Origin of the sequence: Bacillus tequilensis KCTC 13622, from assembly GCF_000507145.1 — a bacterium.
GTDB lineage: Bacteria > Bacillota > Bacilli > Bacillales > Bacillaceae > Bacillus > Bacillus tequilensis.
Map to the genome: position 1 here is coordinate 59,120 of NZ_AYTO01000008.1, position 17,340 is coordinate 76,459.

16 protein-coding genes and 1 pseudogene are annotated in these 17,340 nt (G+C 46.5%); 14 read left to right on the forward strand and 3 right to left on the reverse strand.

The window, feature by feature from the left end; all coding sequences use genetic code 11:
- Position 1 precedes the first annotated feature (1 nt).
- Genes epsG through V756_RS0103570 form a run of 9 tightly spaced genes read left to right on the forward strand, consistent with a single transcriptional unit; the run spans position 2 to position 9,161 of the window.
- Positions 2-1,105, forward strand: coding sequence for a biofilm exopolysaccharide biosynthesis protein EpsG (gene epsG, locus V756_RS0103530; protein WP_024713448.1), 1,104 nt, complete (start codon positions 2-4; stop codon positions 1,103-1,105).
- Between the two features lie 24 nt (positions 1,106-1,129).
- Entirely contained in the window at positions 1,130-2,164 is a 1,035-nt protein-coding gene (locus tag V756_RS0103535) for a glycosyltransferase family 2 protein (protein ID WP_024713449.1), read from the forward strand.
- Positions 2,165-2,168: 4 nt separating this feature from the next.
- A complete protein-coding gene (locus tag V756_RS0103540) occupies positions 2,169-3,245 on the forward strand; it encodes a polysaccharide pyruvyl transferase family protein (protein ID WP_024713450.1) in 1,077 nt (358 codons plus the stop codon).
- Positions 3,242-4,276 carry a glycosyltransferase gene (locus tag V756_RS0103545; protein ID WP_024713451.1) on the forward strand — a complete coding sequence of 345 codons (1,035 nt, stop codon included), beginning with the start codon at positions 3,242-3,244 and terminating at the stop codon, positions 4,274-4,276. Before V756_RS0103540 ends, V756_RS0103545 begins: the two co-directional genes overlap by 4 nt.
- The gene (locus V756_RS0103550) at positions 4,273-5,790 is read left to right on the forward strand and encodes an MATE family efflux transporter (protein WP_024713452.1); all 1,518 of its coding nucleotides are present in this window, start codon (positions 4,273-4,275) and stop codon (positions 5,788-5,790) included. Before V756_RS0103545 ends, V756_RS0103550 begins: the two co-directional genes overlap by 4 nt.
- A complete protein-coding gene (locus V756_RS0103555) occupies positions 5,787-6,395 on the forward strand; it encodes a sugar transferase (RefSeq protein WP_024713453.1) in 609 nt (202 codons plus the stop codon). The genes V756_RS0103550 and V756_RS0103555 overlap by 4 nt, the downstream gene beginning before the upstream one ends.
- Positions 6,392-7,030, forward strand: a complete 639-nt coding sequence (locus V756_RS0103560) for an acetyltransferase (RefSeq protein ID WP_024713454.1) — start codon at positions 6,392-6,394, stop codon at positions 7,028-7,030. The genes V756_RS0103555 and V756_RS0103560 overlap by 4 nt, the downstream gene beginning before the upstream one ends.
- Positions 7,031-7,047: 17 nt before the next feature.
- Entirely contained in the window at positions 7,048-8,214 is a 1,167-nt protein-coding gene (locus tag V756_RS0103565; protein WP_024713455.1) for a DegT/DnrJ/EryC1/StrS family aminotransferase, read from the forward strand.
- Positions 8,193-9,161, forward strand: a complete 969-nt coding sequence (locus V756_RS0103570; RefSeq protein ID WP_024713456.1) for a polysaccharide pyruvyl transferase family protein — start codon at positions 8,193-8,195, stop codon at positions 9,159-9,161. The genes V756_RS0103565 and V756_RS0103570 overlap by 22 nt, the downstream gene beginning before the upstream one ends.
- Before the next feature lie 9 nt (positions 9,162-9,170).
- Here the strand turns inward: V756_RS0103570 and yvfG are convergent, their stop codons facing one another.
- Complete coding sequence (yvfG, locus tag V756_RS0103575; protein WP_003235267.1) at positions 9,171-9,389, reverse strand: protein YvfG; 219 nt, start codon at positions 9,387-9,389, stop codon at positions 9,171-9,173.
- A gap of 78 nt (positions 9,390-9,467) precedes the next feature.
- Here yvfG and rpoN point away from each other — a divergent pair, with 78 nt between their 5' ends.
- Positions 9,468-10,778 (forward strand): RNA polymerase factor sigma-54, encoded by a 1,311-nt coding sequence (gene rpoN, locus V756_RS0103580; RefSeq protein WP_024713457.1) that lies wholly within the window; start codon positions 9,468-9,470, stop codon positions 10,776-10,778.
- A gap of 187 nt (positions 10,779-10,965) precedes the next feature.
- Here rpoN and V756_RS0103585 read toward each other — a convergent pair whose 3' ends face one another.
- Positions 10,966-11,259, reverse strand: coding sequence for a hypothetical protein (locus V756_RS0103585; RefSeq protein ID WP_024713458.1), 294 nt, complete (start codon positions 11,257-11,259; stop codon positions 10,966-10,968).
- Positions 11,260-11,348: 89 nt separating this feature from the next.
- On the opposite strand from V756_RS0103585, the gene V756_RS0103590 reads away from it, so the two are divergent.
- Positions 11,349-12,518: a DUF4885 family protein gene (locus V756_RS0103590; protein WP_024713459.1), complete on the forward strand. Its 1,170-nt coding sequence runs from the start codon at positions 11,349-11,351 to the stop codon at positions 12,516-12,518.
- A 39-nt stretch (positions 12,519-12,557) separates the two neighbouring features.
- Here V756_RS0103590 and lutP read toward each other — a convergent pair whose 3' ends face one another.
- Positions 12,558-14,249: an L-lactate permease LutP gene (lutP, locus tag V756_RS0103595; RefSeq protein ID WP_024713460.1), complete on the reverse strand. Its 1,692-nt coding sequence runs from the start codon at positions 14,247-14,249 to the stop codon at positions 12,558-12,560.
- Between the two features lie 228 nt (positions 14,250-14,477).
- Here lutP and lutR point away from each other — a divergent pair, with 228 nt between their 5' ends.
- The 3 genes and pseudogenes from lutR to ganQ all read left to right on the forward strand — a co-directional run.
- Positions 14,478-15,200, forward strand: coding sequence for an L-lactate utilization/bacilysin biosynthesis transcriptional regulator LutR (gene lutR / locus V756_RS0103600; RefSeq protein WP_024713461.1), 723 nt, complete (start codon positions 14,478-14,480; stop codon positions 15,198-15,200).
- Positions 15,201-15,382: 182 nt separating this feature from the next.
- On the forward strand, positions 15,383-16,375 hold the full coding sequence (gene ganR, locus V756_RS0103605) for a galactan degradation operon transcriptional regulator GanR (RefSeq protein ID WP_024713462.1): 993 nt from the start codon (positions 15,383-15,385) through the stop codon (positions 16,373-16,375).
- Between the two features lie 188 nt (positions 16,376-16,563).
- Positions 16,564-17,333, forward strand: a pseudogene (ganQ, locus tag V756_RS01000000121795) (galactooligosaccharide ABC transporter permease GanQ); the annotation flags it as partial.
- Between the last annotated feature and the right edge of the window lie 7 nt (positions 17,334-17,340).

Genomic DNA, 17,340 nt, shown 5'->3' on the forward strand with positions numbered 1-17,340 from the left:
GATGCTTGTATATACCGTCAATATGGGGATTGTATATATTTGGTCCTGGTTTGCCAAAATGTGCGGCAGCCGTGACGATTCGCTTGCCACAGGGTATCGGCCGAATAAGCTTTTGATCTGGATTCCGCTTGCTTCACTTGTTCTTGTGTCAGGTCTCCGTTACAGAGTCGGAACGGATTTTCAGACGTACACACTGCTGTACGAATTGGCGGACAATTATCAAAATGTGTGGCAAATATTCGGTTTCGGCACAGCGAAAACGGCGACAGATCCGGGTTTTACCGCACTCCTTTGGCTGCTGAATTTCATCACGAAAGATCCGCAAATCATGTATATCACGGTTGCGGCCGTGACCTACAGCTTTATTTTGAAGACACTCGCCGACTATGGCAGGCCGTTTGAGCTGAGTGTCTTTTTATTTTTGGGAACCTTTCATTATTACGCGTCTTTTAACGGCATCAGGCAATACATGGTGGCAGCCGCTTTATTTTGGGCGATCCGTTACATCATCAGCGGGAACTGGAAGCGATATTTTCTGATCGTGGTGATCAGCTCGCTCTTTCATTCCTCAGCGCTGATTATGATTCCAGTGTATTTTATTGTCAGAAGAAAAGCCTGGTCACCGGCGATATTCGGCCTATCAGCTCTATTTCTCGGCATGACGTTTTTATATCAAAAATTTATTTCTGTGTTTGTCGTTGTACTTGAAAACAGCTCCTACAGCCATTATGAAAAATGGCTCATGTCGAATACAAATGGAATGAATGTGATCAAAATCGCTGTCTTGATTCTGCCGCTGTTTCTTGCCTTTTGCTATAGGGCGCGTCTGCGGAAGCTGTGGCCGCAAATTGATATCGTCGTCAATTTGTGCCTGCTTGGGTTTTTGTTCGGGCTTTTGGCCACAAAGGACGTCATCTTTGCCAGATTCAATATTTATTTCGGTCTGTATCAATTGATCTTAGTCCCTTATTTTGTCAGGATATTTGATGAAAAATCGAATGCCCTTATTTATATCGCGATCGTTGTTTGTTATTTACTTTACAGTTATTTGCTTATGCCGGTTGATTCGTCCGTTCTGCCTTACAGAACGATTTTTTCCCGGTAATTTATGCAAGAGGAGCCGGTCATTATGGAAACACCTGCGGTTAGTCTGCTAGTCGCTGTTTATAACACAGAAACATATATCAGAACATGTCTCGAATCACTGCAGAACCAGACGGTGAACAATATTGAAATCATCATCGTCAATGACGGTTCGGCAGATGCCAGCCCGGATATCGCGGAGGAATACGCCAAAAAGGATCACAGGTTCAGGGTGATTCACCAAGAGAACCAGGGGCTCGGCGCGGTTCGGAATAAAGGCATTGAGGCGGCCCGCGGCGAGTTTATCGCGTTTATCGATTCAGATGATTGGATTGAGCCTGATTATTGCGAACGAATGCTCCAGGCAGCAGACGGCAAAACTGATCTGATCATTTGCAATTATGCGGCGGAGCTTGAGGACACTGGAAAAACCATGGTCTCTGACATTGCGGAAACCTATCAGGATCAGCCTAAGGAGCACTATATCAAGGCGTTATTCGAAGGAAAGGTCAGAGGGTTTTCCTGGAACAAGCTGTACAGAAGAAGCATGGTTGAAGCGCATCGGCTGTCGTTTCCGCTTCGGGGCGAGCTGGAGCATGTCGAGGATCAGTTTTTCAGCTTCAGGGCTCATTTTTTCGCCCGCTCGGTATCCTATGTAAAAGCGCCGCTCTATCATTACCGAATTCACCTTTCCTCCATTGTGCAGCGCTATCAGAACAAACTGTTTGAATCAGGGCTTGCGCTGTACGAGGCGAATGCGGCGTTTTTACAGGAGAACAACAAACTGGAGGAGTATCATAAGGAGCTTGATACATTTATCGTTCTTCACAGCAGCATCTGTATGCTGAATGAATGGAAAACGAGCGGCAGCCGCCGGCTGTTTGAAAAACTTAGAAATGTCGGCGTGATTTGCGCGGACCCGGTGTTTCAAGAGAGCCTCTCAAAAACGGGAACTGCGTCTTTTGACACGAAACGGTCCTGCCTGCTGCTGATGGCGAAATACAGAATGATTCCGTTCGTCGCTATGGCATCGGCCGTATATCAGCGTGTGATCGAGTACAAAATGAGAAACAGAGGGTGAGGACATGTCATTACAATCATTGAAAATCAATCTTGCAGAATGGCTGCTGCTTAAGGTCAAATACCCGTCCCAATATTGGCTGGGTGCGGCAGATCAGCCGGTAAAGGCCGCAGCGCATCAGAAAAAAATCATACTAACCCTGCTGCCGTCCCATGATAATTTGGGAGATCACGCGATTGCTTATGCCAGCAAGGCATTTCTTGAAAGTGAATACCCCGATTTTAATATCGTCGAAATCGATATGAAGGACATTTACAAATCAGCGAAAGCGCTGCTCCGCTCGCGCCATCCGGAGGATATGGTGTTTATCATCGGGGGCGGAAACATGGGGGATTTATACCGTTATGAGGAGTGGACGCGCCGTTTCATCATTAAAACATTTCACGACTATCGGGTGATCCAGCTTCCGGCGACGGCTCATTTTTCCGACACGAAAAAAGGGCGCAAAGAGCTGAAACGGGCGCAGAAAATTTATAACGCGCACCCCGGCTTATTGTTGATGGCCCGCGATGAAACGACGTATCAGTTTATGAAACGGCATTTTCAAGAGAAAACGATTTTGAAGCAGCCCGACATGGTGCTGTATTTAGACAGAAGCAAGACCCCCGCAGAACGCGATGGGGTTTATATGTGTTTGCGCGAGGATCAGGAAAGCGTTCTTCAGGAGGATGAGAGAAAAAGGGTCAAGGCCGCGCTTTTTGAAGAGTTCGGCGACATTCAATCCTTTACGACAACGATCGGGCGCCGGGTCAGCAGAGATTCACGGGAGCAGGAGCTTGAAGCGCTGTGGACTAAGCTGCAAAGCGCAGAGGCCGTTGTTACTGACAGGCTTCACGGCATGATTTTTTGCGCGCTGACAGGAACGCCGTGTGTCATCATCCGCTCTTTCGACCATAAGGTGATGGAAGGCTATCAATGGCTCAAAGACATCCCATCCATGAGGCTGATTGAACATCCGGATCCGGAGCGTGTGACATCCGCAGTAAAAGAGCTGTTAACAAAAGAAACGCCTGGTGCCGGCTTTCCGAGAGATGCGTATTTTAAAGGGCTGCGTGACAAAATCAGCGGTGAAGTGCAATGACTCCGCTCGCCAGCGTTATAGTCCCGATGTATAATGTTGAACCATTTATAGAGGAGTGCATTGATTCTCTGCAGCGTCAAACGCTTTCTGATATTGAAATCATCCTCGTGAATGACGGCTCGCCGGATCGTTCTGGCGAGCTTGCAGAGAACTATGCAAAACGAGATGCGAGAATCCGGGTCATCCATCAGACAAACGGCGGGCTGAGTGCTGCGCGAAATGCGGGAATAAGAGCCGCAAAGGGGACGTACATCGGCTTTGTTGACGGAGACGATTATGTATCTTCCGACATGTTCCAGAGGCTGATAGAAGAAGCAGAGCAAAATCAGCTAGACATCGCCGGGTGCGGTTTTTACAAGCAGTCAGCGGACGGGCAGACTTATGTGCCGCCGCAGCTTGACACAAACCGCGTGCTGACAAAACCGGAAATTGCCGAACGGCTCAAACATGCTCACGAAACGAGATTTATATGGTATGTATGGCGTTATGTGTATCGCCGTGAGCTTTTGGATAGAACCAATCTGATGTTTGATGAAGACATCCGTTTTGCTGAAGATTCTCCCTTCAATTTGTCCGCTTTTTGCGGAGCGAAACGGGTGAAAATGCTGGATGAAGGCTTGTACATCTATCGTGAAAACCCGAACAGCCTGACAGAAGTTCCTTATAAGCCGGCGATGGATGAACAGATTCAAAAGCAATACCAGGCGAAAATGGCATTCTACAATCATCACGGCTTAGCGGGTGCATGCAAAGAAGATTTGAATGTGTACATATGCAGGCACCAGCTTCCGATGCTTTTGGCAAACGCCTGTGCTTCTCCGAATCCGCCGAAAGACATCAAAAAGCAGATCAGACGGATTTTGTCCTATCACATGGTGCGCCAGGCTGTCAGACATACACCGGTTCAGCATAAGCAATTATTAAGAGGTGAGCGTTTGGTATTAGCACTGTGCAAATGGCGGCTCATATTTCTCATCAAGCTGTTTTTCGAGCAGCGGGGAACAATGAAAGGCAGTGCGAAGCAGGCATGAAATTCACGATCAACTTCAGCGCTAATCTTGCGGCATTCCTCTTGTCCGTTTTCCTGTCGGTCTGGATGACGCCTTTCATTGTGAAAACGCTTGGTGTGGAAGCGTTCGGCTTTGTTCATTTAACACAAAACGTGATTAATTACTTTTCAATTATCACCGTAGCGCTCAGCTCAGTTGTCGTACGCTTCTTTTCTGTCGCCGCCCACAGAGGAGAGCGGGAAAAAGCAAATGCGTATATCAGCAATTATTTGGCGGCGTCTGTTTTGATTTCATTGCTTCTTTTGCTGCCGCTTGCGGGCTCGGCTTTTTTGATTGACCGGGTGATGAACGTGCCGCCGGCGCTCTTGGCTGATGTGCGTTTGTCGATTTTGATAGGCAGTCTGCTGTTTATTTTAACGTTTTTGATGGCGGGGTTCGGCGCTGCACCCTTTTATGCCAACCGCCTTTATATCACCAGCACCATTCAGGCGGTGCAAATGCTTGTACGCGTTTTGTCTGTGCTGCTTTTGTTTGCATGTTTTGCGCCGAAAATCTGGCAGATCCAGCTTGCGGCTTTAGCTGGCGCTGTCATAGCAGCTGTGCTGTCTTTCTATTTCTTCAAAAAACTGATTCCGTGGTTCTCGTTTCGTATGAAGGATCTTTCTTTCCGAATAAGCAAGGAGCTGTTTCAAGCAGGCGCGTGGAACTCCGTCAATCAAATCGGCGTTCTGCTTTTTTTGCAGATTGATCTATTAACCGCCAATTTGGTGCTGGGGGCGTCTGCAGCCGGGAAGTACGCGGCGATTATCCAGTTTCCGCTGCTGCTGCGAAGCTTGGCTGGAACGGTCGCATCTCTGTTTGCGCCGCTTATGACTTCGTATTACTCAAAAGGCGATATGGACGGATTGGTGGATTACGCCAATAAGGCGGTGAGGCTGAACGGTCTTCTGCTCGCGCTTCCTGCTGCCTTATTGGGCGGATTGGCGGGGCCTTTTCTGACGATTTGGCTCGGGCCATCCTTTTTGTCTATAGCACCGCTTTTATATATTCATGCCGGATACTTGGTGGTCAGCCTCGCCTTTATGCCGCTGTTTTATATAGCGACCGCTTTTAATAAACAAAAAACACCGGCGATTGTGACCCTGCTGCTAGGTGCGGTGAATGTGGTGCTGGCTGTCGCGCTGAGCGGTCCGGCTCATCTCGGCCTGTACGGCATTACATTGGCAGGGGCGATTTCCCTTATTTTAAAAAATGCCATCTTTACGCCGCTTTATGTATCCCGCATTACCGGCTATAAAAAGCACGTGTTCTTCAAAGGCATCATCGGGCCTCTTTCAGCCGCTGTGTTTGCCTGGGCGGTTTGTGAGGCGATCCGGTTCGTTGTGAAGATTGACGGCTGGGCATCACTGATAGCGGCGGGAATGACAGTCAGCTGCTGCTACGCCATTTTCGCGTTTACGCTTGTTTGTACGAAAGAGGAAAGACAGCTGGTACTGAAACGGTTGCGAAAAACGAAAGGAGCTGTGAATCTTTGATCCTGAAACGATTTTTTGATCTGACGGCCGCCACTCTTTTATTGTGCTGCACAAGTATTATCATTTTGTTCACCATCGCCGTTATCAGGCTGAGAATAGGATCACCTGTCTTCTTTAAGCAAGTAAGGCCGGGCCAGAACGGCAAGCCGTTCACCCTTTATAAATTCCGAACGATGACGGATGAACGGGACAGTGAAGGAAACCTGCTGCCCGATGAAGTCAGGCTGACGAAAACGGGCAGGCTGATCAGAAAGCTGAGCATTGATGAGCTTCCGCAGCTGCTGAATGTCCTAAAAGGCGATCTGAGCCTTGTCGGCCCGCGGCCGCTTTTGATGGACTATCTTCCGCTTTATACAGTAAAGCAGGCCCGGCGCCATGAGGTGAAGCCCGGTATCACAGGCTGGGCGCAAATCAATGGCAGAAACGCGATTTCCTGGGAAAAGAAATTTGAATTAGATGTTTGGTACGTTGACAATCGGTCATTTTTTCTCGATTTAAAAATTTTATGTTTGACGGTGCGAAAAGTACTCGTTTCTGAAGGGATTCAGCAAACCAATCATGTGACCGCGGAACGCTTTACCGGAAGCGGAGATGTGTCCTCATGAGAAACGTTGCCATTGTGGGTGACGGGGGACACGGAAAGGTGATTAGAGAGTTGATTAACGCCCGGCCAGACACACGCTTAGCTGCTGTGCTGGATGATAAATTCAGAACGCTTGAATCCGGAAAAGAGTGGTACACAGGTCCGCCGGAAGCCGTTATTGAATTGCGTAAGCTCATTCCCGATGTGCTCTTTCTGATCGCAATCGGAAACAACAGTGTCAGAAAAAAGCTGGCAGAGCGGCTGAGACTGAAAAAAGAAAATTTCATTACATTGATTCACCCATCAGCCATCGTCAGCGAGTCGGCTGTCATCGGGGAAGGGACCGTGATTATGGCGGGCGCGATTATTCAGGCGGACGCGCGTATCGGCGCCCACTGCATCATCAATACGGGCGCAGTGGCGGAGCATGATAATCAAATCAGTGATTACGTCCATCTTTCCCCGCGAGTCACGCTGTCAGGAGCAGTTGCCGTTCAGGAAGGCGCCCACCTTGGAACCGGTGCTTCTGTCATTCCGCAGCTCACAATCGGGGCCTGGAGCACTGTGGGCGCCGGCTCCGCGGTGATCCGTTCCATACCGGACCGGGCAACGGCGGCCGGTGCCCCGGCGCGCACGATTTCTTCCATTCAAACATAAACACAAAGGATGATTATATGAATAAAAAAATCTATTTATCTCCCCCTCATATGAGCGGCAGAGAGGAGCGCTTTATTTCAGAAGCCTTTCGTTCAAACTGGATTGCGCCGCTTGGTCCGCTCGTGAATACATTTGAAGAACAACTGGCTGAACGCGTCGGCGCAAAAGGAGCCGCTGCGGTCAGCTCAGGAACGGCGGCGATTCATCTGGCGCTGCGTTTGCTTGAGATAAAAGAAGGAGACAGCGTGTTTTGCCAGTCCTTCACATTTGTGGCAACCGCCAACCCGATTTTGTATGAAAAAGCGGTGCCCGTCTTTATTGATTCTGAGCCTGATACGTGGAATATGTCGCCGAAAGCCCTTGAAAAAGCGCTGGAGGATGCGAAAAGAAACGGAAAGCTGCCAAAAGCGGTCATTGCCGTCAATCTATATGGGCAAAGCGCGAAAATGGATGAAATCGTCAGCCTGTGTGATGCATACGGAGTACCTGTGATTGAGGACGCAGCTGAATCTCTTGGCACAGTTTATAAAGGGAAGCAAAGCGGGACATTTGGACGCTTCGGCATTTTTTCATTTAACGGGAACAAAATCATCACCACATCAGGCGGCGGGATGCTCGTTTCAGACGATGAAGCCGCCATTGAGAAAGCAAGATTTCTCGCCTCGCAGGCCCGTGACCCGGCTGTTCATTATCAGCACAGCCAAATCGGGCACAATTACAGGCTGAGCAATATCCTCGCCGGCATAGGCATTGCCCAGCTTGAAGTGCTGGATGAGCGGGTGGAGAAAAGAAGGGCCATTTTTACGAGATATAAACACGCACTAGGTCACATAAACGGCGTCCGCTTTATGCCGGAGCATGCAGCAGGCGTATCCAACCGCTGGCTTACCACGCTCACACTTGATAACGGACTGAACCCGTATGACGCGGTTCAGCGGCTTGCAGAAGAAAACATTGAAGCGCGTCCGCTGTGGAAGCCGCTCCATACCCAGCCGCTATTTAAGAGCTCTTTATTTTATTCTCATGAAGATACAGGAAGCATATGCGATGATCTTTTCAAGCGAGGGATCTGTCTTCCATCAGGGTCAAATCTGACGGAAGAAGAGCAAGACAGGGTCATTGATGTGCTCGTACACTTATTCCAAACTGGCGAGGTGAAAACATGGACAGCAAGCATTCGATGATCGGCCTAAAACAGAAACTGTCCGGGCTGCTCGACATCATTCCGAAACAATCCGAAATCATATACGCTGACTATCCTCTATACGGAAATGTAGGGGATTTATTTATTATGAAGGGGACAGAAGCCTTTTTTAAGGAACACGGAATACGGGTCAAGAAACGCTGGAATCCCGACAATTTCCCCGTCGGCCGAAAGCTCGACCCGAATCTCATCATCGTCTGCCAGGGAGGCGGCAACTTTGGGGATTTGTATCCGTATTATCAAAGCTTTAGAGAGAAGATCATCCAAACCTATCCGAACCATAAAATTGTGATCTTGCCGCAATCGATTTATTTCCAAAACGAAGACAATCTCAAACGGACGGCGGAGATATGTTCTAAGCATGCAAACCTCCATATCATCACAAGGGAAAACGTCTCCTATGCTACGGCACGGGCTTATTTTATAAGCAATCACATTAGGCTTCTGCCTGACATGGCTCATCAGCTGTTTCCCGTCGTTCCCACGGAGCAGCCGCTCAACCAAAAGCTGAAATTTATCAGAACAGATCATGAAGCGAATAGGGAGCTTCAGGAACACGCAAAAGCGGAAAGCTACGACTGGCGCACGGTGCTGTCAGCTTCAGACCGCAGGACGATCGCTTTTCTGCAAACATTGAACGTTCTGAACAAAAAAGCGGGCAACCCTCTGCCCATCGCGTATATATGGGAAAAATACTCGGATTATATCGTCAAAAAAGCGATTCGTTTTTTCAGCCGTTACGAATCGGTGGAAACATCCAGACTGCACGGCCACATCCTGTCTTCTCTTCTTCAAAAAGAAAACACGGTTATTGATAATTCGTACGGGAAAAACGCCAATTACTATCACACCTGGATGGAAGGAGTGCCAAACACCCGGCTCATCCAGAACGCCTCAAAGAAAGAAAACCTTCCTGCTCACATGTGAGCGGAAGGTTTATTTTGATTCTCCCCGTTTGACTTTGTTGTACGCTTCATCTAAATGCTGAATCCGTTTCAAGACGACTGCGTTTTTTGTCAGCTGGTCCTGCACAAGCGTTGAGACGACGGAACGGTAGTAGCTGTTCATCGCGTGGATTTTATCCTCAGACTGATTCATTTCAATATGCTGTTTGAAATTCTCAATAAAATAAGGGACGGAAAAAAGTTCAGACATTTCTTTGGCAGCTCCTTTTTCATAAATGTATACGGTGTGATCTCAATCATGTAAAATGAAGAAAGGGGAGTGAGCAAGATGGATATGAAACTTCAGCAAGTACAAGTATTAAAGCCTCAACTGACACAGGAGCTCAGGCAGGCCATCACGCTGCTAGGCTATCATTCGGCAGAACTCGCCGAATACATTGATGAGCTCTCACTGGAAAACCCTCTTATTGAACGAAAGGAAACAGACACACCGCCACTATCTTACCATAAAACAAACAAAAACAGGATGAATGCACAGGAAGCGGGCCTTCAACTAAGTGATCCGCAAAAAACATTGCAGGATGCGTTAAAACACCAGTCACTCGATATGAATCTGACAAAGACTGAAAAAAAGATTTTCAATTATCTGATTCATTCGCTTGATTCGAATGGGTATTTAGAAGATGAAGTGGAGGAGGCAGCGCGGCGCCTATCTGTTTCGACAGAGGAAACGGAAGCTGTTTTGGCAAAACTCCAGTTATTAGAGCCGGCTGGTATCGGCGCAAGATCTCTGCAAGAATGCATTCTGCTTCAATTAAAACGGCTGCCGAACAGAAATGAACAAGCGGAAATGCTTGTTTCAGCTCATTTTGATGATTTTGCACAAAAAAAATGGAAAACGCTTTCAAATGAAACTGGAATTCCGCTTCATGTCATTCAGGATATCTCTGATAGCATCAGTGCGCTTCATCCAAGACCAGGCCTTCTGTTTGCACGGCCAGAGCAAGATATGTATATCGAGCCCGACGTTTTTATCACCGTGAAAAACGGGCACATCGCAGCGGAGCTGAATACCCGCTCGTTTCCTGATATTGAACTGCAACCGCAGTACAGCGCGCTGTTATCATCCGGCTCCTGCCAGGACACCGCCTCTTATTTATCTGCGAAATATCAGGAATGGCGCTGGCTGAGCCGTGCGCTGCGGCAGCGAAAACAGACGATTACGAGAATTGTCAATGAGCTGATCGCACGCCAAAAGGATTTCTTTCTGAAAGGGCGAAGCGCAATGAAGCCGCTGACTCTCAGGGAGATAGCGGACCGCCTAAGCCTTCATGAATCAACTGTGAGCCGGGCAATTAAAGGGAAAACGATACAAACGCCGTACGGACTGTTTGAGATGAAACTCTTTTTCTCAGCAAAAGCTGAGGCTTCAGGAGATGGAGATGCGTCTAACTACGCAGTCAAAACGCATCTTCAAGAACTTATCAATCAAGAAGACAAAACAAAACCGCTTTCAGATCAAAAGATTGCCGATTTGCTATGTGAACAGCGCGGGATCCAAATCTCCAGACGAACCGTGGCAAAATACCGCGATCAAATGAACATTCCGTCATCAGCAGCAAGAAAACGATATAAATAAAATCCTCCCGTGACGGGAGGATTTTACTAATGTAAGGGGAGACGACTTACGACCAACTCTCCTGTTTGAACGCCCTCACATCCTGTAAAAATTGTGTCTAGACATCAAACGTGTATGAGAAAATGATTTTTTATAAGGAAGTTTTCCATGAAAAAATGGAACTTTATCTTCGGTCTAAACGATTCAGTTAATTGTTTTTTTGTTCATTTTGAGCAGTGAATTTATAATAAGCGACATTTTCACCAGACTTTAATTTTTTTGGAACTGAATATGGGCGGTATTCCCAATAACCGAGATATGCTGCTGTTGACATAGAATGATTACCTGTAATCTCGCTTACTGCTTTAGCAGATGGAGTGAAGGTAAAAGCAGTGAACAACATCACAGATAAAACAATGAAACTAGTAAAAGAAACATACAACTTTTTTATTATTATTATATAACCATTTTTTATTACGAACGCCCCTAGATTATATGTCATATTACATTATTTTCCTTTATAATTGTTAAAAAATTGATTTATTTGTCGATATCAACCATAACAAAGTAAATGTGAAAAGAGGAAATGGTATGCGCATAAAAGATAGTGTAAAGCTGCAACACTTAGCACAACAAATCAATAAGCAAAGTTATTCATCTATCCGCAAAAAAGATACAGTCGCAAAACAGGAGAATCAGTTCCATGCTTACAAAAATTCATCGCCCGTACAAAGCAGCAACCTGAAACAAATCAATTATTCTAGAGAATCGGTAATGAGTGATAAGAATGAGGTCGCAAAACGATATCAATTAGCGAACGAGAAAACAGTTGTGGATACAGGTGAGGAAACGTTAATTCATAGCAGAAATCCATATGTTTCCGAAAGTGACATTGAAATTCAAATACTTAATGAAAAATATAGCCGAATCAATAGAATCAATTTATCAAAAGAGAATCCGATTGGTTATATACGCGACAAATATAAAAATGTCAATTCACCATATTTTCGTCATGATTTAACAAACGAAGAGAGACAAGCAGCATATGACAATGAGACAGAGTGGCTTTATAAAGGAAAAGCGCAACATTACAATATGCGAGATGCGGCGTTTCGGCATGTTGATATGTCTGGACCAAATGAGGATGATCGAGCAAAAGCATTTCAGCGAGATGTTGTGAATCAACAAATTGGCCTTCTCTTTGATCGCCAACACCTGACGATTCCAAAGAATACAAAATTAACATTTACCATTACCCCATTTGATTATGCTGCAACAGTGACAGGAACCAATGATCAAAAGGTAATTGACACGATTGAAGCCCTTTTGAATAGCGGCAGTAACAGCAAAGAATTATTTCAACATATTATCGGAAGCAGGACAGATGATTCCACACAATTTGAGAAAAAAACATACGACAAATACCGAGTTGTTCGAGAAATATATGAAAAAACCGGTTATTATCTTGGTGATCTTCATGCCCAAAATGGAACTTACCTGACAGAGGACGGACGTGACATTTTAGATGTGTATCGTGAAGCATTAGAAAAAGATCCATTAACGAAAGACTTTACGTTAGTAGCGTTATCTCATTACGGATCTGAAGTAAAGCACCTTGCATCAGTTGGGTATGATACCGTTCCTGACTTGGTTTTATCGATTCATTATCAAAATGGATTCCTTGAGGATGCGGGCCAGAGCAAAAATTATAGTGCAAACAACCGCGCTTGGCTGCCGTCATTGCAGCTTTCGGATCGTTAAAACTGACATGATGATTCCCTCCCGTGACGGGAGGATTTTTTAAGGAATCATCCAGCTGAACACATGATGCTGCAAAAAGGTAATGATGCAGACGAGCAGCAGTAAAAACAGGCTGTGCTTAATGGTAAAGCGGAAAAGATCTGACTCTTTTCCGGCGAGTCCTACCGCTGCGCACGCCACCGCAATTGACTGCGGTGAAATCATTTTCCCTGTCACACCGCCCGAAGAGTTGGCGGCGACAGACAGAACAGGGTCCATGCCGACCGATAACGCGGTGACTTTTTGCAGGTTGCCGAACAGCAGGTTGGCAGAAGTATCTGAGCCGGTAATGAAGACGCCGAGCCAGCCGAGAACAGGCGAAAAGAAGGTAAACATCGAACCTGTCAGTGCAAGTGTCATCCCGAGTGTCGTGCTCATTCCCGAGGAATTGGTAACATAGGCAAAACCAACGACAGAAGCGATAGTCAAAATCGGAAACTTCAACTCTTGGATCGTTTCCTTAAAAGCGGCTCCCCAGTCTTTCCACGAAATGGCCGTGATGAACTTTGACAGCACAGCGGCAATCAATATCGCGGTGCCGGCCGAACCAAGCACCTCAAGCTTGTAAACCGCTTCAATCGGCGTACCGTCAGCATTTACAATTTGATTGTTCAAAAAAGGCACACCAGGTGCGAAAGTCAGTTTTTCGCCAACAGCATCCAGCCACTTCAAAAAAACAGCAGAGCCTTCATAATGCCCGGTCAGCGCGGATTTGACAGCTGGAATACCCCATATAGAAATCATCACCGTCAGCAGCAGAAATGGCGACCAAGCTTTAAAAATCTGTCCGCCGCTATACGCAGCCGCAGCCGGATTCGTTTTCGCCATTTCAATCGCGGCGGCTGATTCCTGTTCACCGGCAAACCGGAATGTTGTTTTCGGCTTCCACACTTTCAGAAACACAGCAAGCGCAGCCATTGAAACAAGTGCCGACAAAACATCAGGCAGCTCTGGTCCTAAGAAATTGGAACTGAGATATTGAACAACAGCAAAGGAAACACCGGAAACGAGAATCGCAGGCCAGACCTCCAAGGCTTTCCTGAACCCGCTCATAATGATGATTAAATAAAGAGGAATAAATACAGATAAAAACGGCAGCTGGCGCCCGACCATTTGCGAAATCTCCATCGCCGGGATCCCTGTCGGCCCTTCTACGGCTGTAATCGGAATCCCAATCGCCCCAAAGGCGACCGGCGCCGTATTGGCGATCAAACAGATGCCCGCCGCGTAAAGAGGGTTAAAGCCGAGGCCGACCAGCAGCGCGGCAGAAATGGCGACCGGCGCCCCGAAGCCGGCAGCCCCTTCTAAAAAAGCCCCGAATGAGAAAGCGATCAGGAGCGCCTGAAGCCGGCGGTCATCCGTAATGGAGAGAACAGAACTGCGAATGATATCAAACTGCCCCGTTTTTACCGTGATTTTATATAAAAAAACAGACGTCACAATGATCCAGCCGATCGGTAAAATCCCGTATACAGCTCCTTGTGTCGCGGACATCAGCGCTTTTTCCGCCGGCATCCGATAAACCAATACAGCAATGACAAGGGCGATCCCCAATGTCGCCAAGCCCGCTGTATACCCCTTCATCCTTTTAATCGCGAGCGCCCAAAAAAAGAAAATGATCGGTACAAGTGCGGCAAGCGCTGATAAAAGCAAATTTCCCCCTATAGGCGTATATGCCTGTGTCCATTGCATCCCAAACCCCTCCTTGAAACATAAACTGGCGTTATGTGTGAGCGGTTTCTATAGATGATATGATCATCTGATGACTAGGTAATACGACCAGTTACCTAGCATTATATTTTGAAAAAAATCAAAGTACAAGACTTTTTGACAAAATTGTCAAAATCTTTTGGCGGCCCCCAAAACAGAGTATAATAGATCGTAAACAGCCAGACCTACAAGTTACGGGGTGAAATTGCATTGAAATACAAACAGATTAAAACAAAGAAAATATACGAAGAAGTGGCGGATGCGCTATTAGATATGATCAAAAACGGCGATTTGAAGCCGGGAGATAAACTGGACTCGGTTCAGGCGCTTGCTGAAAGCTTTCAAGTCAGCCGCTCAGCGGTTCGCGAAGCGCTTTCCGCGCTAAAAGCGATGGGGCTTGTTGAAATGAAACAGGGAGAAGGCACGTACCTGAAGGAATTTGAGCTCAACCAAATTTCTCAGCCGCTCTCAGCCGCCCTTCTCATGAAAAAAGAGGACGTCAAGCAGCTGCTCGAGGTCAGAAAACTGCTTGAAATCGGCGTGGCGTCATTAGCGGCTGAAAAAAGGACGGCAGCCGATCTCGAAAGAATTCATGCTGCATTAGAGGAAATGGGCAGCATTGAAGCGGACGGGGAGCTGGGCGAGAAAGCAGACTTCGCATTTCATCTTGCGCTTGCGGACGCTTCCCAAAATGAACTTCTTAAACACTTGATGAACCACGTATCATCATTGCTGCTGGAAACGATGAGAGAAACACGGAAAATCTGGCTGTTTTCCAAAAAGACCTCAGTCCAGCGGCTGTATGAGGAGCACGAACGGATTTACAATGCCGTGGCTGCACAGGATGGAGCGCAGGCGGAAGCCGCCATGCTGGCGCATTTGACGAATGTGGAAAATGTGCTTTCGGGATATTTCGAGGAAAATGTGCAATAATCAACTCATTTCCCGGGCAATTCCGCAAGTGCCAAAATGATATAAACACTCGAGACTGAGCCGCAAATGGTTCAGTCTTTTTCCTTGAATGCAGCAAGGGCTATGCGCGCTTGACATTTTCAGAAAAGAAAGTAAAATATTTTACTAAAATGAACGAGAACTGAATAATGGAGGCAGATGCAATGGCGACAATTAAAGATATCGCGCAGGAGGCGGGATTTTCGATTTCAACCGTTTCCCGCGTTTTAAATAACGATGAAAGCCTTTCTGTTCCTGATGAGACACGGGAGAAAATCTATGAAGCGGCGGAAAAGCTCAATTACCGCAAGAAAACAGTGAGGCCGCTAGTCAAACATATTGCGTTTTTATATTGGCTGACAGATAAAGAGGAATTAGAGGATGTCTATTTTAAAACGATGAGATTAGAAGTGGAGAAGCTGGCGAAAGCATTCAATGTCGATATGACCACCTATAAAATATCGGATGGAATCGAGAGCATTCCTGAATATACAGAAGGGTTTATAGCTGTCGGCACATTTTCTGATCAAGAACTGGCTTTCCTCAGACATCTCACTGACAACGGCGTCTTTATCGATTCAACACCTGATCCCGATCATTTTGACTCGGTAAGGCCTGATTTAGCCCAAATGACAAGAAAGACAGTAAATATTCTGAGTGAAAAAGGGCATCAGACCATCGGATTTATCGGCGGCACATACAAAAATCCGAACACCAACCAGGATGAAATGGACATCCGTGAACAAACCTTCAGATCCTATATGAGCGAAAAAGGCATGCTGGACGAGCGTTTTATTTTTTGTCATCGCGGATTCTCTGTAGAAAACGGCTACCGTTTGATGACAGCAGCCATTGACACATTAGGCGATCAGCTCCCGACTGCTTTTTTAATCGCGGCGGACCCGATTGCAGTGGGCTGTCTGCAGGCACTGAACGAAAAAGGAATTGCCATACCGAACAGGGTAAGCGTTGTAAGCATCAACAACATCAGCTTTTCAAAGTATGTCTCCCCCCCTCTGACAACGTTTCATATTGATATACATGAATTATGCAAAAATGCGGTTGAAATGCTGCTTGAACAGGTACAGGACAAGAGAAAGACGGTAAAAACATTATATGTGGGCGCGGAATTAATCGTCAGAAAGAGTATGAATTAACAATGGCTTAGGATGCTAAGCCATTTTTTATTGGATAAAAAAATTTACTTGTATGGGTAAATAGTTTGTTTACACATTTTCTCAGCCGTGCTATATTGTTTTAAAAGCGCTTTCATTCATACTGAAAGGGTGACGATCAATGAAAATGGTAAAAACGTATTCCGTACTCATACTGTGTGCGGCTGTCGGTTTATCCTCTCCTTTGGACGGCAGGCGCAAGCTTTAACCCCGGCAATAGCTTGATCAGTACATCCATCATTCCGAAGCATCCGACTTTCGACCATTACAAGGAATTATTTGCAGGCAAAGAAAGCCTTCAATATGTCCAGTGGTATATCAACTCCATGAAGATCAGCCTGTTTACGATGGCCGGGTCTTTGCTCTGCATCACGTTTACGGCCTATGCGTTTTCGCGCTTTCGGTTCAAAGGGAGGAAATACGCATTGACCCTCTTTTTATTGCTGCAAATGATTCCTCAGTTTTCGGCTTTAATCGCTTTGTTTGTATTGGCGCAAATCTTGGGAATGATCAATAGCCATTGGCTGTTAATCCTGCTTTATATCGCGGCTTGATCCCGATGAATACGTATTTGATGAAAGGGTACATGGACTCCATACCGATGGATTTAGACGAAAGCGCCAAGATTGACGGGGCCGGCAGCACAAAAATATGTTTCCGGATCATTCTGCCATTATCAAAACCGATGGCTGCCGTGGTCGCCATGAACGGGTTTACCGGCCCGCTTGGAGATTTTGTGCTGTCCTCAACGATATTGAGAACGCCTGAATCATATACATTGCCCGTCGGCCTATTTAATGTAGTGAATGATGTCATGGGGGCCAGCTATACGACATTTGCGGCCGGAGCCTTGCTCATCAGCATCCCGGTTGCCGTCATCTTTATCATGCTGCAAAAGAATTTTGTGTCCGGATTAACGGCAGGCGGAACGAAAGGCTAAGAGAATA